This window comes from Oerskovia paurometabola, assembly GCF_016907365.1.
GTDB classification, from domain to species: domain Bacteria; phylum Actinomycetota; class Actinomycetes; order Actinomycetales; family Cellulomonadaceae; genus Oerskovia; species Oerskovia paurometabola.
In genome coordinates, this window is sequence record NZ_JAFBBV010000001.1 from 1,732,181 (window position 1) to 1,754,936 (window position 22,756).

At 73.0% G+C, this 22,756-nt stretch carries 18 protein-coding genes and 2 tRNA genes; 11 read left to right on the top strand and 9 right to left on the bottom strand.

Features of this window, described 5'->3' with window-relative positions; genetic code table 11:
* Nucleotides 1–55: 55 nt before the first annotated feature.
* Nucleotides 56–2,617: an aminopeptidase N gene (gene pepN, locus JOD48_RS07795; protein WP_191789186.1), complete on the bottom strand. Its 2,562-nt coding sequence runs from the start codon at nucleotides 2,615–2,617 to the stop codon at nucleotides 56–58.
* Between the two features lie 202 nt (nucleotides 2,618–2,819).
* On the opposite strand from pepN, the gene JOD48_RS07800 reads away from it, so the two are divergent.
* From JOD48_RS07800 to JOD48_RS07810, 3 genes are all read left to right on the top strand, one after another.
* Nucleotides 2,820–3,467: a mycothiol-dependent nitroreductase Rv2466c family protein gene (locus JOD48_RS07800; protein ID WP_372440795.1), complete on the top strand. Its 648-nt coding sequence runs from the start codon at nucleotides 2,820–2,822 to the stop codon at nucleotides 3,465–3,467.
* A 179-nt stretch (nucleotides 3,468–3,646) separates the two neighbouring features.
* Nucleotides 3,647–4,117, top strand: coding sequence for a pyridoxamine 5'-phosphate oxidase family protein (locus tag JOD48_RS07805; protein WP_191789185.1), 471 nt, complete (start codon nucleotides 3,647–3,649; stop codon nucleotides 4,115–4,117).
* 162 nt (nucleotides 4,118–4,279) lie between these two features.
* Entirely contained in the window at nucleotides 4,280–5,287 is a 1,008-nt protein-coding gene (locus tag JOD48_RS07810; protein ID WP_204808413.1) for a hypothetical protein, read from the top strand.
* Between the two features lie 70 nt (nucleotides 5,288–5,357).
* On the opposite strand, the gene JOD48_RS07815 is transcribed toward JOD48_RS07810, so the two are convergent.
* Complete coding sequence (locus JOD48_RS07815; RefSeq protein WP_204808415.1) at nucleotides 5,358–7,412, bottom strand: M13 family metallopeptidase; 2,055 nt, start codon at nucleotides 7,410–7,412, stop codon at nucleotides 5,358–5,360.
* Nucleotides 7,413–7,471: 59 nt separating this feature from the next.
* On the opposite strand from JOD48_RS07815, the gene JOD48_RS07820 reads away from it, so the two are divergent.
* Together JOD48_RS07820 and JOD48_RS07825 are read left to right on the top strand one after the other, a co-directional pair.
* Nucleotides 7,472–7,930, top strand: coding sequence for a ribose-5-phosphate isomerase (locus tag JOD48_RS07820; protein WP_191789172.1), 459 nt, complete (start codon nucleotides 7,472–7,474; stop codon nucleotides 7,928–7,930).
* 39 nt (nucleotides 7,931–7,969) lie between these two features.
* Complete coding sequence (locus JOD48_RS07825) at nucleotides 7,970–9,001, top strand: Fpg/Nei family DNA glycosylase (protein WP_204808417.1); 1,032 nt, start codon at nucleotides 7,970–7,972, stop codon at nucleotides 8,999–9,001.
* Nucleotides 9,002–9,090: 89 nt separating this feature from the next.
* Here the strand turns inward: JOD48_RS07825 and JOD48_RS07830 are convergent, their stop codons facing one another.
* On the bottom strand, nucleotides 9,091–10,431 hold the full coding sequence (locus tag JOD48_RS07830; RefSeq protein WP_191790535.1) for a GNAT family N-acetyltransferase: 1,341 nt from the start codon (nucleotides 10,429–10,431) through the stop codon (nucleotides 9,091–9,093).
* A 206-nt stretch (nucleotides 10,432–10,637) separates the two neighbouring features.
* Between JOD48_RS07830 and JOD48_RS07835 the strand changes: the two genes are divergently transcribed.
* Nucleotides 10,638–11,006 carry an MGMT family protein gene (locus JOD48_RS07835; RefSeq protein WP_204808418.1) on the top strand — a complete coding sequence of 123 codons (369 nt, stop codon included), beginning with the start codon at nucleotides 10,638–10,640 and terminating at the stop codon, nucleotides 11,004–11,006.
* 97 nt (nucleotides 11,007–11,103) lie between these two features.
* On the opposite strand, the gene JOD48_RS07840 is transcribed toward JOD48_RS07835, so the two are convergent.
* The 6 genes from JOD48_RS07840 to JOD48_RS07865 form a co-directional block, all read right to left on the bottom strand.
* Complete coding sequence (locus JOD48_RS07840; RefSeq protein WP_204808420.1) at nucleotides 11,104–12,153, bottom strand: LLM class F420-dependent oxidoreductase; 1,050 nt, start codon at nucleotides 12,151–12,153, stop codon at nucleotides 11,104–11,106.
* A gap of 137 nt (nucleotides 12,154–12,290) precedes the next feature.
* A complete protein-coding gene (locus JOD48_RS07845; protein WP_204808423.1) occupies nucleotides 12,291–13,286 on the bottom strand; it encodes a DUF1648 domain-containing protein in 996 nt (331 codons plus the stop codon).
* Nucleotides 13,283–13,636, bottom strand: coding sequence for a GntR family transcriptional regulator (locus JOD48_RS07850; protein WP_191790715.1), 354 nt, complete (start codon nucleotides 13,634–13,636; stop codon nucleotides 13,283–13,285). The genes JOD48_RS07845 and JOD48_RS07850 overlap by 4 nt, the downstream gene beginning before the upstream one ends.
* A 104-nt stretch (nucleotides 13,637–13,740) precedes the next feature.
* Nucleotides 13,741–14,349, bottom strand: coding sequence for a serine O-acetyltransferase EpsC (gene epsC, locus JOD48_RS07855; RefSeq protein WP_138824890.1), 609 nt, complete (start codon nucleotides 14,347–14,349; stop codon nucleotides 13,741–13,743).
* Nucleotides 14,349–15,284 carry a cysteine synthase A gene (cysK, locus tag JOD48_RS07860; RefSeq protein WP_204808425.1) on the bottom strand — a complete coding sequence of 312 codons (936 nt, stop codon included), beginning with the start codon at nucleotides 15,282–15,284 and terminating at the stop codon, nucleotides 14,349–14,351. Before cysK ends, epsC begins: the two co-directional genes overlap by 1 nt.
* Nucleotides 15,285–15,928: 644 nt before the next feature.
* Nucleotides 15,929–16,002 (bottom strand) — tRNA-Gly (locus tag JOD48_RS07865).
* 234 nt (nucleotides 16,003–16,236) lie between these two features.
* Here JOD48_RS07865 and JOD48_RS07870 point away from each other — a divergent pair.
* The 5 genes from JOD48_RS07870 (at nucleotide 16,237) to tig (ending at nucleotide 22,501) form a co-directional block, all read left to right on the top strand.
* A tRNA-Pro gene (locus JOD48_RS07870) sits at nucleotides 16,237–16,310 on the top strand.
* 471 nt (nucleotides 16,311–16,781) lie between these two features.
* Nucleotides 16,782–18,506, top strand: a complete 1,725-nt coding sequence (locus JOD48_RS07875; protein ID WP_204808427.1) for a glycosyltransferase family 2 protein — start codon at nucleotides 16,782–16,784, stop codon at nucleotides 18,504–18,506.
* Nucleotides 18,503–18,703 carry a hypothetical protein gene (locus JOD48_RS07880; RefSeq protein ID WP_191790540.1) on the top strand — a complete coding sequence of 67 codons (201 nt, stop codon included), beginning with the start codon at nucleotides 18,503–18,505 and terminating at the stop codon, nucleotides 18,701–18,703. Before JOD48_RS07875 ends, JOD48_RS07880 begins: the two co-directional genes overlap by 4 nt.
* Nucleotides 18,700–20,784, top strand: a complete 2,085-nt coding sequence (locus tag JOD48_RS07885) for an acyltransferase family protein (protein ID WP_204808429.1) — start codon at nucleotides 18,700–18,702, stop codon at nucleotides 20,782–20,784. Before JOD48_RS07880 ends, JOD48_RS07885 begins: the two co-directional genes overlap by 4 nt.
* A 328-nt stretch (nucleotides 20,785–21,112) precedes the next feature.
* Nucleotides 21,113–22,501, top strand: a complete 1,389-nt coding sequence (tig, locus tag JOD48_RS07890) for a trigger factor (protein WP_191790542.1) — start codon at nucleotides 21,113–21,115, stop codon at nucleotides 22,499–22,501.
* Nucleotides 22,502–22,756: the final 255 nt, after the last annotated feature.

Below are 22,756 nucleotides of genomic sequence, written 5' to 3' on the forward strand. Positions count from 1 at the left end.
TGGAGGGAACCGTCCCTCCACCCCGGCGTCCGCCGTTCGTCAGTGCGTCAGTGCGTCAGGAGTCCGCGCCCTGCGCGGTGAGCGCCCGCTCCACGCCCGCGAGGTTCTCGACGACCAGGCGTCGCAGCGCCGGGGCCGCGTCGGTGTGGGCGTCGAGCCAGGCCTGCGTCGCGTCGCGCAGATCGGCGTTCGCGAGCGGCGCGGGGTAGAGGCCCACGACGAGCGTCTCGGCGATGTGGTAGCTCCGCTCGGCCCACAGCGTGGTCAACGAGGAGAAGTACTTCTCGACCAGGGGCGCTAGGACCGCAGGGTCGTTGACGTGCTGGAAGCCCTGCGTCGTGGCGCGCACGATCGCGTTGGGCGCCTCGTCCGAGTCCACGAGGGACGCGAACGCGGCGAGCTTGGCCTCGGTCGTGGGCGCGGTCGCGGTCGCGCGGGCCGCGGACTGCTGACCCGTGGCCGTGTGGTCCTGCGCGAGCGCGGCGTCGACCTCGGCCTGGTCCGCACGACCCAGGAGGACGAGGCCCTCGAGGATCTCCCAGCGCAGGTCGGTGTCGATCTCGAGGCCGTCCAGGGCGAGGGAGCCGTCGAGCAGCCCGCGCAGCGCGTCGGCGTGGGCCGGCGTCGAGGCGAGGTGCGCGAAGAACTTCACGAACTGGAACTGGGAGTCCGTGCCGGCCTGGGCCGACTGCGCGAGACGCCACAGCTCGTCGCCGACGACCGCGAGCGTCGCGGCCTGCTTGCCGGGCGTCACGTAGGACTTCGCGGCCAGCGCGAGCTGGTTGAGCGTCGTGCGGATCGTCGTCGACTCGGTCTCGCTGGCGATGTTGCCCAGGACCAGGCGCACGTACTCGCTCGCGGGCGTCTCGCCGTCGCGCGTCGCGTCCCACACCGAGCCCCACACGAGCGAGCGTGCGAGCGGGTCCGTGATGTCGGCGAGGTGCTCGACCGCGACCGCGAGCGACGCCTCGTCGAGACGGATCTTGGCGTACGCGAGGTCGTCGTCGTTGAGCAGGACCAGCTGCGGGCGGTCGAGCCCCGCGAGCCCGGGGACCTCGGTGCGCTCGCCGTCGACGTCGATCTCGACGCGGTGCTCGCGCACCAGGTTCCCGTCGACCACGTTGTAGAAGCCGATCGCGAGGCGGTGGGGGCGGATCGTCGGGTAGTCGGCCGGCGCCTCCTGGAGCACCGCGAACGACACGATGCGTCCGTGCGCGTCGAGCTCGATCTCGGGGCGCAGCGTGTTGACGCCCGCGGTCTCGAGCCACAGCCGCGCCCACGAGCCGAGCTCGCGACCGCTCGTGGCCTCGAGCTCGGTGAGCAGGTCCGTGAGCTCGGTGTTCTTGTACTCGTGCTTCTTGAAGTACTGCGCCACACCGGCCATGAACGCGTCGATGCCGACCCAGGCCACGAGCTGCTTGAGGACCGAGCCGCCCTTGGCGTAGGTGATGCCGTCGAAGTTGACCTGCACGTCCTCGAGGTCGTTGATGGTCGCGACGATCGGGTGCGTGGAGGGGAGCTGGTCCTGGCGGTAGGCCCAGGACTTCTCCATGGCCGCGAACGTCGTCCAGGCCTCGTGCCACTCGGTGGCCTCGGCGGTCGCGAGCGTCGACGCCCACTCCGCGAAGGACTCGTTGAGCCACAGGTCGTTCCACCACTTCATGGTGACCAGGTCGCCGAACCACATGTGCGCGAGCTCGTGCAGGACCGTCACGACCCGACGTTCCTTGATCGCGTCCGTCACCTTGGAGCGGAAGACGTAGGTCTCGGTGAACGTCACGGCGCCCGCGTTCTCCATGGCCCCGGCGTTGAACTCGGGGACGAAGAGCTGGTCGTACTTCGCGAACGGGTACGGGTAGTCGAACTTCTCCTCGAAGAACGCGAAGCCCTGGCGGGTCTTCTCGAAGATGTAGTCGGCGTCGAGGTGGGGCGCGAGGGACTTGCGCGCGAACACGCCGAGCGGGATCACGCGGCCGTCCGACGAGGTCAGCTCGGAGCGCTCGACCACGTACGGGCCCGCGACGATCGCGGTGATGTAGGTCGAGATGACCTGCGTGGGCTCGAACGTCCACGTCGAGGCGTCGACCGCGGGGTCCGTGGCGTGCGTCGCGGGGACGGGCTCGGGCGTCGGGGAGTTCGACACGACCTGCCAGGCCGAGGGGGCCGTGACGGTGAACTGGAACGTTGCCTTGAGGTCGGGCTGCTCGAACGCGGCGAACACGCGGCGCGAGTCGGGGACCTCGAACTGGCTGTACAGGTAGACCTCGCCGTCGACCGGGTCGACGAAGCGGTGCAGGCCCTCGCCCGAGTTGGTGTACGCGGCGTCCGCGACGACGCGGAGCTCGTTCTCCGCGGCGAGACCGTCGAGCTGGATGCGGGAGTCGGCGAAGACGCGGGCGACGTCGAGCTCCTCGCCGTTGAGCACGACCTCGCGCACCGTCGGCGCGATCAGGTCGATGAAGGTGCTCGCCCCGGCGGTCGCGGCGAACCGCACCACCGTGGTCGAGCCGAACGTCGTGGGTCCGGTCGTGAGGTCGAGGGCGACCTCGTAGGAACGGACGGTGACGACACCGGCGCGCTCGGCGGCTTCGGCGCGGGTGAGGTTCTCTCCGGGCACAAACATCTCCTCAGTACGGATCGGGCTGGCCGGGTGGGCCGCGTCGATTCTCCCACGGGGCGCCCCGCCGGTCGCCGTGATTGACGCACCGTCCTGCCGGTCGGAATGTCGGGGTCGTCGGGCGTGTTGAGGCTCCGGGGGAGCGGGCCCGCACCCCCTCCGGACCTTCCCACCCGCTGAGGAGACCTGCCCCGTGACTGCTGTGACGACGTCGGACACCGCGCGAGACCTGCACGAGAGCGACGCGCCCGTGCGCACCGCCGACTTCTGGTTCGACCCGCTGTGTCCCTGGGCCTGGATGACGAGCCGGTGGATGGACGAGGTCTCCGCGGTCCGCGACGTGAGCGTGCGCTGGCACGTCATGAGCCTGTCGGTCCTCAACGAGGGCCGCGAGCTGCCCGAGAAGTACCAGGACCTCATGGAGCGCGGCTGGGGCCCCGTCCGGGTCGTGGTCGCGGCGCAGCAGGAGCACGGTGACGAGGTCGTCAAGCCCCTCTACGACGCGATCGGGACGCGCCTGCACCCGGGCGGGCGCAGCGACTTCGACGCCGTGATCGCCGAGGCGCTCGCCGAGGTCGGCCTGCCCGCGTCGCTCGCCGAGCACGCGACGAGCGACCGCTACGACGCCGAGCTGCGCGCCTCGCACGCCGAGGGCATCTCGCGCGTGGGCGAGGACGTCGGCACGCCCGTCGTGGCGTTCGGCGACGTCGCGTTCTTCGGCCCGGTCGTGACGCCCGCGCCCAAGGGCGAGGACGCCGGACGGTTGTGGGACGGGTGCGTCCTGGTCGCCTCGACGCCCGGCTTCTTCGAGCTCAAGCGCACGCGCACGCAGGGCCCGGTCTTCGACTGACGGGCGACACCCGGCCGTAGCGGCCGCGCTGGGCTTCCCGCCCGACGGCGCATCCTCGCTCGTGCGCGAGGGTGCGCCGTCCGTGCGCCTGGGCGACCGCGTCGGGGGAGGCTGCCGGGGCGACCGGACGAGCCGGGGCACGTGCACCGGACCCGACGGGCCGTGGAAGGATCGACGCCATGGCCTCCTGGAAGCAGCTCGTCGACGACGCCCCCGACCTCGCCGCGCGTGTGCGCTCCCGCTTCGAGGCCGCTGGTCGGCACGTCCTGGCGACACGGACGCTCACCGGCTCCCCGCGGGTCAGCGGTACCGAGGTCGGGTTCTGGCAGGACGACGTGTGGGTCGGCTCCACGTCGCGCTCGGGCAGGTCGATGGACCTGCTCGTCGACCCGCGGTTCGTGCTCCACTCGAACCCCGGCGACGGCTCGCGGACCGACGGGGACGTCAAGGTCGACGGGACGGTCCGCAGCGCTCCGAAGGACGACCCGGGCCGGTCCGCGGTCCTGGCCGCGACGGGCGGAACCGAGCCGTTCCAGCTCTTCTGGCTCGACCTGTCCCGGGTCGTGCTCACGACGGTCGAGGGCGACGCGACGCGGGTCGAGACGTGGCGTCCGGGTGCAGGGGTGCAGGTCGTGGAGCAGCGGGACTGACGCAGGGGCAGGCCGGCCGCACGGCCCCTGGGAACCGACCTCGCGTCGGGGGCATACGGGACCGATCGGACACATTCGCAGTTCGACCGCGGCGGGACGGCCGTGCAATGCTGCGTACTTCTGCCCCGAAAATGCGGGGTCCGAGTCCCCTGAGGAGCTGTGATGTCCGGCAACGCCCCCGTGCCTCCGCCGCCCCCGCACTCCGAGCCTGCCCAGCAGCCTCCGGTCTTCCAGCCCAGGTCGCAGCAGCCCGTGACGCCGTCGGCGAGCCCGTTGCCCCCGGTGCCGACAGCCCCCGACCAGCAGGCCACGGCGTACCAGCCGGTGCAGCCCGCCTATCAGCCGCCCGCCTACCAGCAGCCGCCGGCCCAGCCCGCGTACCAGGCGCCGCCGCCCGCGTATCAACCGCCGCCCGCGTTCGCGCCCGGCGGCGGCCAGCAGGGCGCCTACCAGGCGCAGTCGGCCGCCCCCGAGCCGGCGTACGCCCCGCAGCAGCCCGCGCAGTACGCGGCCCAGCCGCAGTACGCCGCGCAGCAGCCGCCGCAGCAGGCCTACCAGCCCGCCTACGCCGAGCAGCCGTCGGCCCCGGCCCCGGGCGGCGGCTCGGGCGGACGCCCGGGCAGCGGCAGGCGTCGCCTCAGTCCCGGGTGGATCGCCTTCATCGCGGTCGACGTGATCCTCGTCGGCATCGTGGTCGCGTTCGCGATCAACCTCGCGGGGGGCGCGTCAGGCCAGGACGCGCCCGACGCGCCGGGCACGTCCGCCGAGGCGCCCGCGCAGGTGCCCGATGCCCCGGTCGAGAACCCTGGCCCTGTCGCGGTCACGGGCGAGTCCGTGACGAGCCCTAGCCGGAACATCACGTGCACGATCGGCGAGCAGGGCGTCTCGTGCGGTATCGCCGAGCTCGCGACCCAGCCCGCACCGGTGGACGGGTGCACCGGCACCACGGGATACCTGGTGACGCTCACCTCGGGCGGCGTCGAGATCCCCTGCGTCCCGACCGCGGACCAGCCGAAGAAGGCCGGGGACGACGTCGCGGTGCTCGACTACGACCAGAGCAAGACCGTCGGCTCGTTCACCTGCACGAGCTCGAAGACGGGCATGCGCTGCTCCGACAGCGAGACCGGCAAGGGGTTCAACGTGGCGAAGGCCGGGCTCTCCTCGTTCTGACCACGGGCCGAGCCGCGCACGAGCGCCGCCACGACGCCGCCCCGGGCCTGTGCGCCCGGGGCGGCACGTGTCACCAGATGCGCACGCGCTCGGCGGGGGCGAGGTACAGCGCGTCGGACTCCGACACGTCGTACGCCTCGTAGAACTCGTCGAGGTTGCGCACCACGCCGTTGCAGCGGAACTCGTTGGGCGAGTGCGGGTCCGTCGCGAGTCGCCGCACGACCTCCTCGTCACGGCCCTTCGACTGCCACACCTGTGCCCAGCCGAGGAAGACGCGCTCGATGCCCGTCAGGCCGTCGATCACCGGCGCCTCGGACAAGGGACGGCCCAGCGCGATCCGGTACGCCTTGAGCGCGATCGACAGACCGCCCAGGTCGCCGATGTTCTCCCCGATCGTCAGCGCTCCGTTGACGTGCGGGCCGTCGTCGGGCAGCTGGACCGGGCGGAACGCGTCGTACTGCGCGATGAGGGCCTTGGTGCGGACCTCGAACTCGGCCCGGTCCTGCGGCGTCCACCAGTCCTCGAGGCGGCCGTCGCCGTCGTACTTGGAGCCCTGGTCGTCGAACCCGTGCCCGATCTCGTGGCCGATCACGGCCCCGATCCCGCCGTAGTTGACCGCGTCCTCGGCGTCCGGGTCGAAGAAGGGCGGCTGGAGGATGGCGGCCGGGAACACGATCTCGTTCATGCCCGGGTTGTAGTAGGCGTTGACCGTCTGCGGGGTCATGAACCACTCGTCGCGGTCGAGCGGCTTGCCGATCTTGCCGAGCTCGCGGTCCTGGTCGAACGCGGTCGAGCGGCGCACGTTGCCCAGCAGGTCGTCGGCCTCGATCACGAGGGCCGAGTAGTCGCGCCACTTGACCGGGTACCCGATCTTGGGCGTGAACGCCTCGAGCTTGGCGAGCGCCTTGACCTTGGTCTCCTCGGTCATCCAGTCGAGGCCCTCGATGGACTCGCGGTACGCCGCGACGAGGTACGCGACGAGCTCCTCCATGCGCGCCTTGTGCGCGGGCGGGAAGTGCCGCTCGACGTACACCGCGCCGACGGCCTCGCCCAGTGCGCCCTCGACGAGCGAGACACCGCGCTTCCAGCGCTCACGGACCTCCTGCGCCCCGGAGAGCGTGCGGCCGTAGAAGTCGAAGTTCGCCTCGACCAGCTCGTCCGTGAGGTACGGCGCGCGCGCCGAGACCAGGTGGTAGACGGCCCACAGCTTCCAGTCCTCGACCGGGACCGTCTGCCACAGCTCCCCGAAGCCCGTCGCGAAGCCGGGCTCGCGGACCACGAGCTCGTCGAGCGACCCGGCTGGGGCGGCCAGGGCCAGGACCCACGCGTGCCAGTCGAAGCCCGGGGCCGAGTCGGCCAGCGCGCGCAGCGTCATGGGGTTGTACGTGAGGTCGGCGTCGCGGTCGCGCACGACGTCCCAGTGGTGTGCCGCGAGCTGCGTCTCGAGGGCGAGCACACGCTCGGCCGCGTCCTGGGGGGACGCGCCCCACGTGTCTGCCGTGACGCCCGCGAGCGTGAGCATGCGCGCGACGTGCGGCACGTACTTCGCACGGATCTCGGCGTACTGGTCCTCGCGGTAGTACGCCTCGTCAGGCAGTCCGAGCCCACCCTGGTACAGGTAGGCGACGTACTTCTCGGGGTCCTTGGCGTCGTTGTCGACCCAGAACCCGAACGCCCCCGCCCCGCCCGTGCGCTGCAGCGCGCCCAGTGCGCCCGTGAGCTCGGCCTGGTTCGTGGCGGCGGCGATCAGGGCGAGGTCCGGCGCGAGCGGGCTCACACCGCGTGCCTCGATCGCGTCGGTGTCCATGAAGCTCGCGAAGAGCGCGCCGATCTGCGCCTGGACGCCCGTGGCGTCCCCGGACTGCGCCGCGGCGGCGCTGTCGTTGATGATCTCGCGCACGTGCTCCTCGGCCTGGTCGTGCAGCGCGCGGAACGCGCCGTCCATCGACCGGTCGGCGGGGATCTCGTGCGTCTCGAGCCAGCGGCCGTTGACGTGCCGGTACAGGTCGTCCTGCGGGCGGACGGCCGGGTCGAGGGCGGACAGGTCGATACCGGAGGCCGTCGTGCGCGCGGCGTCCGCGGCGCTCGCTGCCTGGCCCGCGGCGGAGGGTGAGGTCTGTGTCATGCGTCTCAGGTTATGCGAGCAGTGGCGCGGGCGGGGAGCGCATCGGGGATGATGGGGGCATGCGCGTTCACATTGCAGCGGACCACGCGGGGTACGAGCTCAAGGCTCACCTCGTCACGCACCTCAAGAGCTCGGGTCACGACGTCGTGGACCACGGTGCCCACGAGTACGACGCCCTCGACGACTACCCGTCGTTCTGCATCGCGGCCGGCGAGGCCGTCGTCGCGGAGCCGGGCAGCCTCGGCGTCGTGATCGGCGGCTCGGGCAACGGCGAGCAGATCGCCGCCAACAAGGTCGACGGCGTGCGCGCCGCCCTGGCCTGGAACCTCGACACCGCGAGGCTGGCCCGCCAGCACAACGACGCCAACGTCATCTCGGTCGGCGGGCGCCAGCACACGGTCGAGGAGGCCACGTCGTTCGTCGACGCGTTCCTCGCCGAGCCCTTCAGCGGTGACGAGCGCCACCAGCGCCGCATCGACCAGCTCGCGGCCTACGAGGCCTCGCGCCACCAGGCGTGACGTCCGACCGCACCCTGCTCGCGGTGGGCGGCGCGGGCCGTGCCTGAGGGCCACACCGTCCACCGCCTCGCGCGCACCTTCGCCGAGCTCTTCGCGGGCCAGGTCCTGGCGGTCTCGAGCCCGCAGGGCCGGTTCGCGGCCGGGGCGGCGCTGCTCGACGGCGCGCGCCTCGTCGCGTCCCGCGCGTGGGGCAAGCAGCTCTTCCTGGGCTTCGCGGACCCTTCCGCGGGACCCGGCGGGCCGCCGTCCGACGACGACCTGCGCTGGCTGCGCGTCCACCTGGGCCTCTACGGGGCCTGGACGTTCGCGGGCGACGGGAGCGCCGCCGTCGTGCACGCGATCGGTGCGCCGCGCAAGCGCATCGGCGAGCGGGACTCGGTCCCGGCCGGTCCGCTCGCGTCGCTTCCCGCCCCGGGCGACGACTGGGCCCCTCCCGCGCCCCGCGGCGCGGTGCGGGTGCGCCTGGTCGGCGAGCACGCGGTCGCCGACCTCACCGGGCCCACGGCCTGCGAGGTCGTCTCGGCGGACGAGGTGCGCGCGGTCGAGGCGCGCCTGGGCCCCGACCCGATCCGGGACGACCCCGCCCCCGCCGGCGGGCCCGACCGCTTCGTGGCGGCCGTGCGGCGCTCGCGCACGACCGTCGGGCAGCTCCTCATGAACCAGGACGTCGTCGCCGGGGTGGGCAACATCTACCGCGCCGAGGTGCTGTTCCGCGCGGGGCTGGACCCGCTGACCCCGGGCAGGGACGTGCCCGCCGAGACGCTGCGGGCGATCTGGGACGACCTGGTCGTCCTCATGCGCGACGGAGCGAGCACGGGCGCGATCGTCACGACCCGCCCCCAGGACCGCGAGCCCGACGGCGCCACGTCCCCGGGAGCGCCGCCTCGCCCGGGAGCCGGGCGCCAGGAGGTGCGCCAGAACACCGACGGCACGGCCGGGGCCGTCGCCGCCGACCAGGCGTTCTACGTCTACCACCGTGACGGGCTGCCGTGCCGGGTGTGCGGGACGCCGGTCCTCATGAAGGACCTTGCGGGGCGCAAGCTCTACTGGTGCCCGACGTGCCAGCGGTGACCCGGGACCTCACCGGCCGCTGAGTGCGTGGTTCGGCTGCGACACGCCCGGCGAGTCGCAGCCGAACCACGCACTCAGCGCCGGACCCGTCAGAACACCCAGCTCGAGACGGGCGCCACGGGCCACCCGAACGCGGCGCTCGCCGCGGCGAGCGCACCCGGACGGTGCTCCGACACGAGCCCGGCCGTCGCGAGCGAGGCCAGCGAGACGCCGCCCAGGAACGCCGAGCCCAGCTCGCGCACGTCGAGAGACAGGTCGGCCGGGTCCTCGGTGCGCTCGCACGCCGCGTCCCCGAACGCCGTGGCGCGCAGGCGCCAGTGGCCGGCGTTCTCCGGGACGCGTGCGTCGGTCAGGTGCAGCACCACGTCGACGTCGCCCGCGTACCGCCTCCCCGCGAGCGCCACGGGGACGTCGAGCACGCGGACCCACAGGTTGTCCGCGACCCGCCCCGCCGCGGCGCGCGGGTTCACGAGGAGGTGCGTGACGACGTCGTCCACGGGGATCATGAAGGGCTCGACCTCGCTCGTCAGGTCGAGGTCCGTCAGGACGCCCCACAGGGCGCGAGCGGCCGCGGCGTCGAGCGCGACGACCTCGCCCGTGCTCACGGTCCCGCGCGGACCGGTGGTCTCCCACGACACCTTGCGGCGGAACGTCGCGTAGCCGCGCGGCTCGCCGTCGCGCTCGACGACCACGATGCGCTGCGACTCGCGGCCACGACGGAACGCCGCCGGGTCGGACCACCAGGCCTCCTGGAGCTCGGGCGACTCGCGCGTGACCCAGCCGGGGCGGTTGACGCCCGTGCCGTGCCCACCAGGGTCGGCACCAGCGGCCCGGTGCAGCGTGTCGACCAGCTCGCCGTGGCGCGCCCGGTCGGCCTTCTCGATGCGGACCGTGTGCTCGTCGGCGCCCGGGACGTCCCGCAGGGCCGCGCCGCGCGGGATCGTCAGGCGCAGGTCCTGGGCCGCCTGGCCGTAGCCGAACCGGCCGTAGATGGCCGCCTCGGCCGCGAAGAGCGCCGAGACCGGCTCACCCGCGGCCCTCGCCTGCTCGAAGTGCACGTCGATCATGGCGCTGAGGATGCCGCGACGGCGGTGCTGCGGATGGACCCCGACCCACGTCAGGCCGCTCACGGGCAGCGTCGTGCCCGGCACGGGGAACTCGGCGAACGGGTACGAGGCGTGCATGGCCGCGAGCTCGCTCACGGTCGGGACGGCGCCGTCGAACGGTACGGCGTCGGCGTCCTCGTGCTCGCTGACGACCCCGAACGTCCGGGACCACGTGAGCGGGAGCGGGTGCTGGACCTGCTCGTCGAGGTCGACCTCGGACGGGAACGCCCAGGTGTCGACCTCGAGGACGGCGCGCTTGTCCGCCTCCGTCAGCGGCGTGAGGCGGTAGCCGGCGGGCAGGGGACGGCGGGTGGGTTCGGTCATGGTACCCATCATCACGGCGGGGCGGGGGAGCGGGCCAGGGGAATAGCGCGCGGGCGTGCCTCCACGGCGCCCTGCCGTCGAGAAGTGAGTTGACGCCCTTGATCTGCCCGGATCAGGGGCGTCAACTCACTTCTCGACGGGGGAGGGGAGACAGATCGCAGGTACGGCCGCCCGGTGGGCCGGAGCCCCGCGGGTACGCTCGCCCGGTGAACCAGGAGACGGACCCGGGTGCCGCACGCCGGGAGTACGCGGACGCCGTGCTCGCGCTCGTCGAGACCATCCCCGCCGGGCGGGCCATGACGTACGGGCTCGTCGCGGAGATCGTCGCGGAGTCCCTCGGGCGGGGCGGCCCGCGGCAGGTCGGGCAGGTGCTCGCGCGCGCCGACGGCGACGGCCCGGGCGGCCCGGGGCTGCCCTGGTGGCGCGTCGTCAACGCGGCCGGCTCGCCCCCTGCGCACCATCTGGGGACCGCCCTCGCGCACCTGCGCGCCGAGGGGTGTCCGCTGCGCCCGGGCAGCGAGCGCGTCGACCTGCGGCGGGCGGTCTGGTTCCCGGAGCAGGACCCGGACCGCTGAGTGCGGAGCAGCGCTCGCTCCGGTCGGCGTGTCGCGACAAGAGCTCCGCACCCAGCGGTTCGCCCCGCCGGGCGGCCGGCTCAGCGGTCCGCCCGGCTCAGCGGCCCTGGACCGTCGCGAGCAGGCCCGCGACGGTGCGCACCGCCGTCGGGTCGCCCTGGACCAGGAGGGTCGTGACCGCGGTCGAGCGCCACGCCTCGAGGTCGCGGGCGATCTTGGCCTCGGGCCCCACGAGCGCGACGTCCTCCACCAGGGCCGTCGGGACGGCCGCGACGGCCTCGGCCTTGCGACCGGCCAGGTAGTGCGCCTGGATCTCGTCGCACGCGTCCGAGTACCCGAGCCGGTCGAGCGCGTCGCGGTGGAAGTTCGCGCCCTTGGCCCCCATGCCGCCCACGTACAGCGCGATGAAGGGTCGCACCTTGTCGGCCGCCTGCTCGACGTCGTCGGCCACCACGACCGGGACGGTCGCCGAGACCTCGAAGTCGGACGCGGGGGAGCGCTCGGACGAGCGCTTCGCGAAGCCGTCGTCGAGCAGCCCGCGGAACATCTCGTCCATGCGGGGGCTGTAGAACAGGGGGAGCCAGCCGTCGGCGACCTCGGCCGCGAGCGCGACGTTCTTGGGGCCTTCGGCCGCGAGGTGGATCGGGATCTCGGGGCGCAGCGGGTGGACCGTCGAGCGCAGCGCCTTGCCGAGCCCGGTGGTGCCCTCGCCCGTGAGGGGCAGCTGGTAGAACTGGCCGTCGTAGGTCACGGGGCCTCGGCGTGCGATCACCTCGCGCACGATCTCGACGTACTCGCGCGTGCGGGCCAGCGGCCGGGGGTAGGGCTGGCCGTACCAGCCCTCGACGACCTGCGGGCCGGAGACGCCCAGCCCGAGGATCGCCCGGCCGCCCGAGAGGTGGTCGAGCGTGAGCGCGGCCATCGCGGTCGCGGTGGGGGTCCGTGCGGACATCTGCGCGACCGCGGTGCCGAGCCGGATGCGCGAGGTGTGCGAGCCCCACCAGGCGAGCGGCGTGAAGGCGTCGGACCCGTAGGCCTCCGCGGTCCAGACCGAGTCGATCCCGAGACGGTCCGCGGCGACGACCGCCTCCTGGATCCCGGGCGGGGGGCCGGCCGACCAGTAGCCGGTGTGGATGCCGATGCGCATGCGTTCTCCTCGTTGTTCCTCGGCGCTGAGGTGCGGACGGGTCCGCCGGCTCGACGTGCGTCGAGCGACGGTTCCCAGGACCGGGAGTCCTAGGAACCGCCGCTCAATCTACCGTGCCGCCGGACCCGCCCGTCGACCTACCGCGCCCGGTCCGCGAGCGAGGTGAGGAGCGCCGCCCCGGCAGCGGCGTCGTCGACCGTCACGACGAGCACGCGCCCGCCCGTGCGCCGGACCTCCAGCCCCGGTCCCTTGCGGACCACGATGCCCACGCGGCCCCCGCGACCCGCGCGCCAGCCCCAGCCGCCGAACTCCCGGAACGGGTCGACCGTGACCTCGCGCGCGCCCTCGACCTCGTCGAGCGGCACGAACGTGCGCGGCACCCCGAGAGCCGAGCGCACCTCGAGCCCCGACGCGTCGACCGTCACGGTCCACGACATCATCGAGGCCATGACCAGCCCCAGGACCACGGGGAGCAGGATCATCCACCACAGGCCGGTGACGACCACGAGCGCGAGCGTCCCGACCACGGCGGCCCCGGCGACGGCCATGCCCGGACCGCCACGTGCCGTGCGGATCCAGGCGGCGCGCTCGTCGGCGCCCAGCGGCGCGCGCGGGTCGGTCGGCGAGACCCGGCCCTCGGCGGGCTGACGGGCGTCACGCGGCGCGACGAGCCCGACCAGGACGCCCACCACGAGGCCCGCACCGAGGGCCACCGCGATGGCCGCGCCCACGTCGGAGGCCTGCGCGGCGTCGTCGAGCCCGCGCTGCACGGCGAGCGTCCCGAGCATCGTCGCGCCCAGGAACGTCGCCGTGCCCGCACTGACTCCTCCGGCCATCCGACGGTTCGACGCGGACTGGCCGAGGAACCAGCCGACGAGCCAGAAGCCCACCGCGAGGACCGCGCCGATCGCGAGCGGGACCGTGACGCTCGCGGCGAGGGACCCGAACCCGTCGACGTTCCCTGCGGCGTCCCAGTGCGTCGCGACCGGGTCCGGCAGCTGCTCGCGCCACGAGAACGCGACCGTGGCGCTCGAGGCCAGGACCGCGAGGGGCAGCACCAGGCCCAGGAGAGTGGTGGACAGGCGGTGCGGGGCGGGGGGCCGCGGGCGGGTGGCGGTCGGTGTGGTGGTCATCGCAGTGCCTCCTTGAGCAGGGCGAGGGTGGTCTCGGGGGGCAGGGAGAGCGCGCGGCTCTCCTGCACGACCGCGTCGATCGCCGCTCGCAGGTCCGTGTAGTCGTGCGCGGCCTGGGCCGTGACGACCGCGCCGCGGCCACGGCGCAGGTCGACGAGGCCCTCGTCGCGCAGGTCCTGGTAGGCACGCAGCACGGTGTGGACGTTGAGCTCGAGCGAGGCCGCGAGGTCGCGGGCCGCCGGGAGCCGCTCGCCGGGGTGCACCGTGCCCGCGGCGACCGCGAGGCGCACCTGGGCCGCGAGCTGCGCGAAGAGCGGCTCGCCCGCGGTGGGGTCGATGCGGAAGATCATGTCGCCCATACTACTAGTTGTTACTGTGCAACTAGAACAATGAGGATCGAGGAGAGGGGCGACGCGCACGGCGTCGCCCCTCTCCTCGAACGGCCCTCAGCGGCTCAGATCACGTACTCGATGAGCAACGACGGGTCCTCGACCGGGTCGACCGCCGGCGGCACGGCCGGCTGCGGGACGCGGTTGCGCGCCGGTACCCCCACGGCGACCGATCCGGCCGGCACGTCCTTGACCACCACGGCGTTGGCCCCGACCTGGACGTCGTCACCGACCCAGACCGGTCCGAGGATCTTGGCCCCGGCGCCCACGACGACCCGGTCGCCCAACGTCGGGTGCCGCTTGCCGCGCTTCATGGACCGGCCGCCCAGGGTGGACCCGTGGAAGAGCAGCACGTCGTCGCCCACGACGGCCGTCTCCCCGATGACCACGCCCATGCCGTGGTCGATGAACAGGCGCCGCCCGATCTTCGCGCCCGGGTGGATCTCCACGCCCGTGGCCGCCCGGGCGATCTGCGCGATCACCCGCGCGGGCAGGCGAAGGGCCGGCTCGCGCCACATGCGGTGCGTGAGCCGGTAGGTCCACACCGCGTGCAGACCGGGGTAGACGAGCGCGACCTCGAGGCCGCTCCGCGCCGCGGGATCGCGGTGGCGTGCGGCCTCGAGGTCCTCCCTGAGAACTCTCAGGAAGCGTCGCAGGGGACTGGGAGGTCTCATCAGTCCAGCAGGTCGGCGTACAGCACGGAGGTCAGGTAGCGCTCGCCGAAGGACGGGATGATGACGACGATGAGCTTGCCCGCGTTCTCGGGACGCTCCGCGAGGCGCAGCGCCGCGGCGATCGCCGCGCCGGACGAGATGCCCACGAGCAGGCCCTCCTCCTTGGCGGCGCGACGCGCGTACTCGACGGCGGTCTCGGCGTTGATGTCGATGACCTCGTCGTACACGCTCGTGTCGAGGATCTCGGGCACGAAGTTCGCGCCGATTCCCTGGATCTTGTGCGGGCCGGGGGCGCGGCCGTTGAGGATCGCGGACTCCTCGGGCTCGACCGCGACGATCTGCACGCCCGGCTTGCGCTCCTTGAGGACCTGGCCGACGCCCGTGATGGTGCCGCCCGTGCCGATGCCGGCGACGACGATGTCGACCTCGCCGTCGGTGTCGGCCCAGATCTCCTCGGCCGTCGTGGCGCGGTGGATCGCCGGGTTGGCCTCGTTGGCGAACTGACGGGCCAGGATGGCCCCCTCGCGCTCGGCCACGATCTCGTCGGCCTTGTTGACGGCCCCCTTCATGCCCTCGGAGCCCGGCGTGAGGATGAGCTCGGCGCCGAACGCGCGCAGCAGGGCGCGGCGCTCCTTCGACATGGTCTCGGGCATCGTGAGGACGATGTCGTAGCCGCGGGCCGCGCCGACCATGGCCAGGGCGATGCCGGTGTTGCCGGACGTCGCCTCGACGACCGTGCCGCCCGGCTTGAGCTCGCCCGAGGCCTCGGCGGCGTCGATGATCGCGACACCGATGCGGTCCTTGACCGAGTTGGCCGGGTTGTAGAACTCGAGCTTGCCCACGACCGTGGCGCCGAGGCCCTCGGTGAGCTTGTTCAGGCGGACGAGGGGCGTGTTGCCGACGAGCTTCGTGACGTCGTCGTAGATGCGTGCCATGACTTCCTCTTCATCGTTGGTGGCCTGCGGCGGGGAGCCGGGACCGAGGGGGGATCAGCTGGAGCTGTGCGGGGGTGGCACGGTGCTGCGCCAGGCAGGGGACGCGCCACGGAGGGCCTGTCGTCGGGTGGAGCGCCGCTGCGGGGGAGGGCGCTCTAGCGACAGGGGTGACACGGACAACAGGACAGGGCGCGCGCGGGGGTGCTCACCGCGCGGGAGGAGTCGGCGTGACGCGTGGTCATGGTCGCCCTCCTCGTCCTGTGCCGTCGCTCGCAGCTGCTGCCCTCGGCCGTACCGGCGCGGTGCCCTGCGAAGTCCTGGTGTCTGGCCCGAGGCTATCGGCCCCCGGACTGCGCTGCAACGCCGTCTCATCCCGGTCGCCCTGGCCCGGTTCCGGTCCCACGCCAGGGCGTCGACCTGTGCGAGGAGGGGCGCGACGGGCTCCGACGGGGAGGTGTCGGCCGGTGATCCCTGGAAGGGGGCATGTCGACCCAACGCCGCGAGGCCGACATTCCTTCCCGGAGCGCCCGGGCGCCGTCTGCCGCTCGAGCGGCGCAGGCTCGCGAGGTAGGGCGCAGCTTCGCGACCGAGGGTGGGACGACGACGGCGGCCCCGAGAACCCCGGGGCCGCCGTCGTGTCGTGCTGGAGCGGATGACGGGAATCGAACCCGCGTGATCAGTTTGGAAGACTGAGGCTCTACCATTGAGCTACATCCGCGCAGAGAGCACCCGCCGTTGTGGCGAGGTCCGCGGCGCTACCTTAGCAAAGGTCGAGCCGGTCGCGGGACTCGGTGCTCGTGGGTGCGCCCGCGCTGGTCGGCGCGGTGGCCCGTCGGCCGGGGTGGCGCCAGGCGGCCCTCCGGACCCCGTACACTTGGCCGTTGCCGATGCTGTGCGGCGGGACGTCCCGCTGGCGTGGTCGGTCGTCGCCGTCGTCGGACGACGGCGCGTTCGGGGTGTGGCGCAGGTTGGTAGCGCGTCCGCTTTGGGAGCGGAAGGTCGCAGGTTCAAATCCTGTCACCCCGACATGTGACGAAGGCCCGGAACCGCGATGGTTCCGGGCCTTCGTCGTCGGTGCGACGGCGGCGTCCCGTAGGCCTGGGCTGCTCAGGACACCTGGATCGCGGCGTCGACGGCTGTCTCGAACCCGTAGCCGTCGCCGTCTCGCCCGTCCACGCACCTCACGTCCCGGCTGTCCCTCGACGGGGCGACGCGAACCTGCGACGACGCGGGCCGAGTCTCTCAAACCCGACCAGGTGGCTCTGATCGCGTGTGAAACAGGGGCTGTCCCGTGCAGCAATCTGACAAACCATCCCCAACCGTCTTATGGCATGAGACGGTCGGGCCCTTTTGGTCGTTTTGTCACGATCGGCCACCTCTAAATCGTTAGCGTTCCTCCCATATCGGCCGTCAGGCCGGTTGCCGCCGAGTCAGCGTCGCCGCGGCGAGCCATCCCACGCCCTCGGGCGTCACTTGGTATCGAAGCGGAGAACACCTGTGACACTGCTGCACGGCACGAGACCCACCCCGCCCCGGGCCGGTCGGCCACCGTCTCCCCACGACCGGTCGGGCCGACTGTTCCACCCGGACGCGGCTCCCGGACCGGAGCCCGAGCGCCTCCCCGCACCCCCGACGCGTCCGCCGACGGGGACACACCACCCGCTGCCGTCGCCTCCCGCCGACGAGGACGTCTACCAGGACCTTGCACGCGTCCAGCGCTGGGTCCAGCCCGTCGGCGTCGCGGCGACGCTCCCGATCCTCGTCGCGGTGTGCGTCTTCGCCGCACGCTCACCGTGGCTGTGGTGGCTCTACCTCACGGTGGGGCTGACCCTCGTGAGCATCACGCTGTGGCTCCTGACCGGTACCGCGAAGGGGCGCGTCACGCGCGCCTCGCACGAGCGGAAGATCGCCGCCTGGACGTCCGAGGCCCCTCCGAGCATCGACGTCTACCTGCCCGTGTGCGGCGAGGACGTCGAGGTGCTCGACAACACCTTCGGTCACGTCGCACGGCTCGAGTGGCCCGGCGCGGTGTCGGTCTGGGTGCTCGACGACGGCGCCGACCCGCTCGTCGCGGACCTGGCCGACCGGCACGGTTTCCGCTACCGGGTGCGCCCCGACCGGGGGCACCTCAAGAAGGCCGGCAACCTGCGGTCGGCCTACGCGGTCACCGAGGGGGACGTGATCGCCATCTTCGACGCGGACTTCTGCCCCCGGCCGGACTTCCTGCGCCACCTCGTCCCGTACCTGGACGACCCGACCGTCGGCATCGTCCAGAGCCCGCAGGACTTCGACACCGACGAGCGCATGGGATGGCTCCAGCGCACGGCCGGCGCGACCCAGGAGATCTTCTACCGCTGGGTCCAGCCGTCCCGCGACCGCTACGGGGCCACGGTCTGCTGCGGTACCAACGCCCTGTACCGCCGGTCGGCGCTCGACACGATCGGCGGGTTCCCCGAGATCGACCACAGCGAGGACATGTACACCGGGATCGGACTGCTGCGCACGGGCTTCGTGACCCGCTTCGTCCCGGTGCGCCTGGCACGCGGGCTGTGCCCCGACGAGCTCGGTCCGTTCCTGACGCAGCAGTACCGCTGGGCCAACGGCTCGGTCGCGCTCGTCGCGGACGGGGCCAAGGCCAGGGCCGGTCTCGACCGGCGCCAACGTCTCGCGGTGTGGGCAGGGTTCGTCTACTACTCCGAGACGGCGCTGTTCGCGCTCAACCTCTACGTGCCCTCGGTCGTCATGTGCTTCTGGTACCCCGAGCAGGTCAGCCCGACCAGCCTCCTGGTCTTCCTCCCGAGCCTGTGGGTGCTGCTCGTCCTGTACCCGGTCGTCCACCGCACCCGGTGGCGCCCCGAGGTCCTGCGGGTCCAGCTGGCCCAGAGCTTCAGCCACCTCGTCGTGCTGGCGCACGCGACGATCGGCCACCACGCGGGCTGGGTCCCGACGGGCGGCAAGGGGTCGTCGAGCGCCCTCGCGCGGACCATCTCGCGCGTCATGGTGGCGACGCTCGTCGTCGGGACCCTCGCGTGGACCGTGGGGATCGCCCGAGGAGTCGCCGCCCACGGCCTCGACAGCTACTGGGCCATGATCGTGCTCGCCGCCTTCTACGCCTACGTCTCGGTGCCGCTCGTCGTGGCGGGGGTCCAGGTCCTCGTGCAGCGTCCGGCCACGAGGGCCGCCGTGCGCGCGGCAGCCCTCGTGACGGAGGTCCGGGCATGAGCGCGGACGCCGGACGCGGGACGCAGGACCTCGCGGCCCGCGGGGGCGACCCCGAGGACGTGCCCGTCGGCGCGGCCAGGGCGCCCCGACCGTACGGCTCCTTGCGGTGGCCCGCGGTCGTCGCCCTCACGGCGGCTCTCGGATTCGCGGGGCTCGTCGCAGCCGGGGTCTTCGACCCCATGATCGAGGCGCTGTGAGCGCCCCGACCGGGCGAGGACGGCCTGGCTTCCGGGGGGACGTCGAAGGGCTGCGCGCGCTCGCCGTCGTCCTGGTCCTGCTCTTCCACGCCGAGGTCCCGGGCGTGCTCGGCGGGTACGTCGGGGTCGACGTGTTCTTCGTGATCTCGGGGTTCCTCATCACGGGGATCCTGCTGCGGCAGCTGGCGGAGAGCGGGCGGATCGCGCTGCCCGCGTTCTTCGCGGGTCGAGCGCGCCGCATCCTGCCTGCCGCGTCGGTGGTCCTGGCGGGGACGGCGCTCGCGGCCTGGCTCGTTCTACCGCCGCTGCGAGCGCGGGACACCATGGTCGACGTCGTCGCGAGCGCGCTCCAGGTCGCGAACCTGCGCTTCATCGCGCAGGAGACCGACTACATGGCGGCCGCGGCGGCGCCGAGCCCCGTGCTGCACTACTGGTCGCTCGCGGTCGAGGAGCAGTTCTACCTCGTGGTGCCGCTGCTGCTCGCGCTCGTCGGAGCGGTCGCGGCGCGTATGCGGCGCAGCCCGCTGCCCGGGGCGGTCGCGCTCCTGGGGGCCGGTACGGTCGCGTCCTTCGTCGTCTCGTCCGTGCTCACGTCGAGCGACCCGGCGCTCGCGTACATGTCCCCGCTCACCCGGGCGTGGCAGTTCGGGCTGGGTGGTCTCCTGGCGGCCGCCGTGCTCCGCCGGCCCGACGACGTCACACCCTTCGGGTCCGGCGTCGTCGTCGGTCGTGGTCGCCTCGCCGCGCGGCGCGTCGTGTGGACCCTGGCCGGGTGGGCCGGGCTCGGCGTCGTCGTGTGGTCGGCCGTGGCCTACGACGAGTCCACGCCCTTCCCGGGGACCGCGGCGCTCTGGCCGACGCTCGGGACCGTCGCGCTCCTCGCGGCGCCCGCGACCGTCCGGACGGCACGGGGGAGCGTCGGCCAGCTGCTGGCGCTGCGACCGGTCAGGGCGGTCGGGCGGTTGTCCTTCGCCTGGTACCTCGTCCACTGGCCCGTGCTCGTCCTGGCCGACGCGGCCTGGGGCCCGCTCACGTGGCCGCAGCGCGTGGTGCTGACCCTCGGCGCCGGCGGTGTGGCCTGGCTCGTCCTGCAAGGGGTCGAGTCCCCGCTGCGGCGCTCGCAGGTCGTGGCCCTGCGGCCGTCGGCGAGCTACTCGGTGGGCTTCACGGGGGTCGTGCTCGCCCTCACCGCGAGCCTCGGTGCGGGCTCGGCCGTGTATGCGGGCCTGGAGGGCGAGGGGGACGCGTCGGCGCACGTGCGGCTCGACACGATCTTCGACCCGGCCGCGCTCGCTCGGACGGGGGGACCGGTGACCCCCGGGCTGACGACGGCCGCGCTCGACGCCCCGCCGTGGGAGACCCCGTGCCTCGGGTCGCTCGGCCTGGAGTCGACGGACTGGCCCGCCGAGTGCATCGTCGGACCGGTCGGTGGGCGGGAGGTGGTGCTGTTCGGCGACTCGAAGGCGTTCCAGTGGAGCGGGGCGCTGCGCGACATCGCGATCGCGCAGGGATGGCACCTGTCGATCGTGACCAAGGGTGGGTGCACGCCGGCCGACCTGCCACAGGCGATGCTCGAGGAGTCGCAGCACTGCGAGTCGTGGCGTGACGTGCAGATCGACCGGGTCGCCGCGCGCGCCGACGTCGTGATCGTCGGCTCCAGCGCTGCGTACTTCGAGAGCGCGGCAGCCGCCGACCGCAGGGAGCAGGCGTGGGGGAGCACCCTCGGGCGGTTCGCCGCGGCGGGGGTCCCCGTGGTCTACCTGCGGGACACCCCGACGCCCGGGGTCGACATCCCGAGCTGCGTGTCGGGGGCGCTCGACGACTGGGCGGAGTGCTCGTTCCCGCGGGCGCAGGCGCTGCCGGCCGACCCCCTGCTCGTCGACGTGGCGCTCGGCGACGTGCCGGGGGTCGAGGTCGTCGACGTCTCCGGGGTCGTGTGCGCGCAGGCAGATCGGTGCCCGGCCGTCCTCGGCGGCCTTCTGCTGTACCGGGACGGCAGCCACCTGACGGCCACGGCCGTCGAGGCGCTGCGTCCAGAGCTCGAACGCCGGCTCGTCGAGACGAGCGCGCTCGGAGGCTGACGGGCCGATCGGCCCCGGGGCCGGACCGGGTGCTGCCCGGCCCGGCCCCGACGCTCGCCCGAGCTCCGAGGCCGGCCCGGGCGAGCGTCGCGCAGCGGGCGCGCCTGCGCCCACGAGGTGTGGCGTACCATGGACGGGTTGTCCGTGCGCCCTTTCCGGCGGAGGCCCTCCGAGGCTCCCGCCGCACCGCTCGAGGCGACGCGATCGGCCAGGCGCCAGCGTCTGCCACCGATCGATGAACGTTCGAACAGGTCCCGCTGCAACCGGCGGGACATGCACGCACCCCGTTGCCGCACGTCGGCTCCCCGATCAGTTGGAGATCATCGAAGTGAAGAGCGCCGTCGAGACCCTGGACCCCACCAAGGTCAAGTTGACCGTCGAGGTGGAGTACGACGAGCTCAAGCCGAGCATCGACCACGCCTACAAGCACATCGCGGAGCAGGTGAACGTCCCCGGCTTCCGCAAGGGCAAGATCCCCGCGCGCATCATCGACCAGCGCGTCGGTCGTGCTGCCGTGCTCGAGCACGCCATCAACGACGGCCTCTCCGGGTTCTACCGCCAGGCCGTCAACGAGACGGGCATCCGCCCGCTCGGCCAGCCCGACGTCGAGGTGACCGAGGTCCCGCTCGACGCCGAGGGTGCGCTGCACTTCACGGCCACGGTCGAGGTCCGCCCGGAGATCGAGATCCCCGCGCTCGACTCCGTGAAGCTCACGGTCGAGGCCGCCGAGGTCTCCGCCGACGACATCGCCGAGCGCCTCGACGCGCTGCGCGAGCGCTTCGGCACGCTGGTCGGCGTCGACCGTCCGGCCGCCGAGGGCGACTTCGTCGTCATCGACCTCAAGGCCGTCATCGGCGACGAGGAGATCGACTCGGTCTCCGGCATCAGCTACCAGATCGGCTCGGGCAACATGCTCGAGGGCCTCGACGAGGCGCTGACCGGCCTGTCGGCCGGCGAGACCACGACCTTCAAGGCGCCGCTCGCGGGTGGCGACCACGAGGGCAAGGAGTCCGAGGTCACCGTCACGGCCACCTCGGTCAAGCAGCGCGACCTGCCCGAGGCCGACGACGAGTTCGCCGAGCTCGCGTCCGAGTTCGACACGATCGAGGAGCTCAAGGCGGACCTGCGCGAGCAGGTCGCGAGCATCAAGACCTCGAACCAGGCCGTCGAGGCGCGCGACGCTCTCGTCAAGTACCTCGTCGAGAACACCGAGATCCCCGTGCCCCAGGGTGCCGTCGAGGCCGAGGTGCACCGTCACCTCGAGTCCGAGGGGCGTCTCGAGGACGACGCGCACCGTGCCGAGGTCGAGGTCGACGCGACCAACGCGCTCAAGAACCAGATCCTCCTCGACACGCTCGCGGAGCAGCTGAAGATCAAGGTCGCCCAGAACGAGCTCCTGGACTACCTCGTCAACGCCTCGCGCCAGTACGGGATGGACCCGAACCAGTTCATCCAGTCGCTCGACCAGGGCGGTCAGATCCCCGCCATGGTCGGCGAGGTCGCCCGCTCGAAGTCGCTCGCCGTGGCCCTGCGCCAGGTCGAGGTCAAGGACTCCGAGGGCAACGTCGTGGACCTGAGCGAGTTCATCGGCTCGGACGAGGAGGACGCGGCCGCCGACGCCGCGGCCGCCGCTGCCGGTGAGGACGTCACCGACATCACGGACGAAGAGGGCATCGAGGTCGTCTCCGAGGACGAGGCAGCCGCCGACAAGGCCTGACCTCCCGCGCCGTGACACGGTCACGGCATAGCGAGCCCGACGACGGCCCCCACCTCCCCGCGGAGGTGGGGGCCGTCGCACGTGGCCGGGGGACGTCGTCGGGCACCTGGGCCGCCTTCCTGCGCCCACAGCGAAAACCCCGGAAATCGGGACGGTTTCCGCTCCCCACCCGCGTTAGGGTCACAGCAACGGTGAGTCCGTCCACGACGGAGGAACCGACCAGCCGCGACGTTCGAGCGTCGCGAGCGACAGAGG

Coding starts and splice junctions, on each gene's coding strand:
- JOD48_RS07845 (WP_204808423.1), bottom strand. CDS start 13,286: ATGACCACCACACCGACCGCCACCCGCCCGCGGCCCCCCGCCCCGCAC.
- cysK (WP_204808425.1), bottom strand. CDS start 15,284: ATGGCACGCATCTACGACGACGTCACGAAGCTCGTCGGCAACACGCCC.
- epsC (WP_138824890.1), bottom strand. CDS start 14,349: ATGAGACCTCCCAGTCCCCTGCGACGCTTCCTGAGAGTTCTCAGGGAG.
- JOD48_RS07840 (WP_204808420.1), bottom strand. CDS start 12,153: ATGCGCATCGGCATCCACACCGGCTACTGGTCGGCCGGCCCCCCGCCC.
- JOD48_RS07810 (WP_204808413.1), top strand. CDS start 4,280: ATGTCCGGCAACGCCCCCGTGCCTCCGCCGCCCCCGCACTCCGAGCCT.
- JOD48_RS07850 (WP_191790715.1), bottom strand. CDS start 13,636: ATGATCTTCCGCATCGACCCCACCGCGGGCGAGCCGCTCTTCGCGCAG.
- JOD48_RS07880 (WP_191790540.1), top strand. CDS start 18,503: ATGAGCGCGGACGCCGGACGCGGGACGCAGGACCTCGCGGCCCGCGGG.
- JOD48_RS07830 (WP_191790535.1), bottom strand. CDS start 10,431: ATGACCGAACCCACCCGCCGTCCCCTGCCCGCCGGCTACCGCCTCACG.
- JOD48_RS07820 (WP_191789172.1), top strand. CDS start 7,472: ATGCGCGTTCACATTGCAGCGGACCACGCGGGGTACGAGCTCAAGGCT.
- JOD48_RS07815 (WP_204808415.1), bottom strand. CDS start 7,412: ATGACACAGACCTCACCCTCCGCCGCGGGCCAGGCAGCGAGCGCCGCG.
- JOD48_RS07805 (WP_191789185.1), top strand. CDS start 3,647: ATGGCCTCCTGGAAGCAGCTCGTCGACGACGCCCCCGACCTCGCCGCG.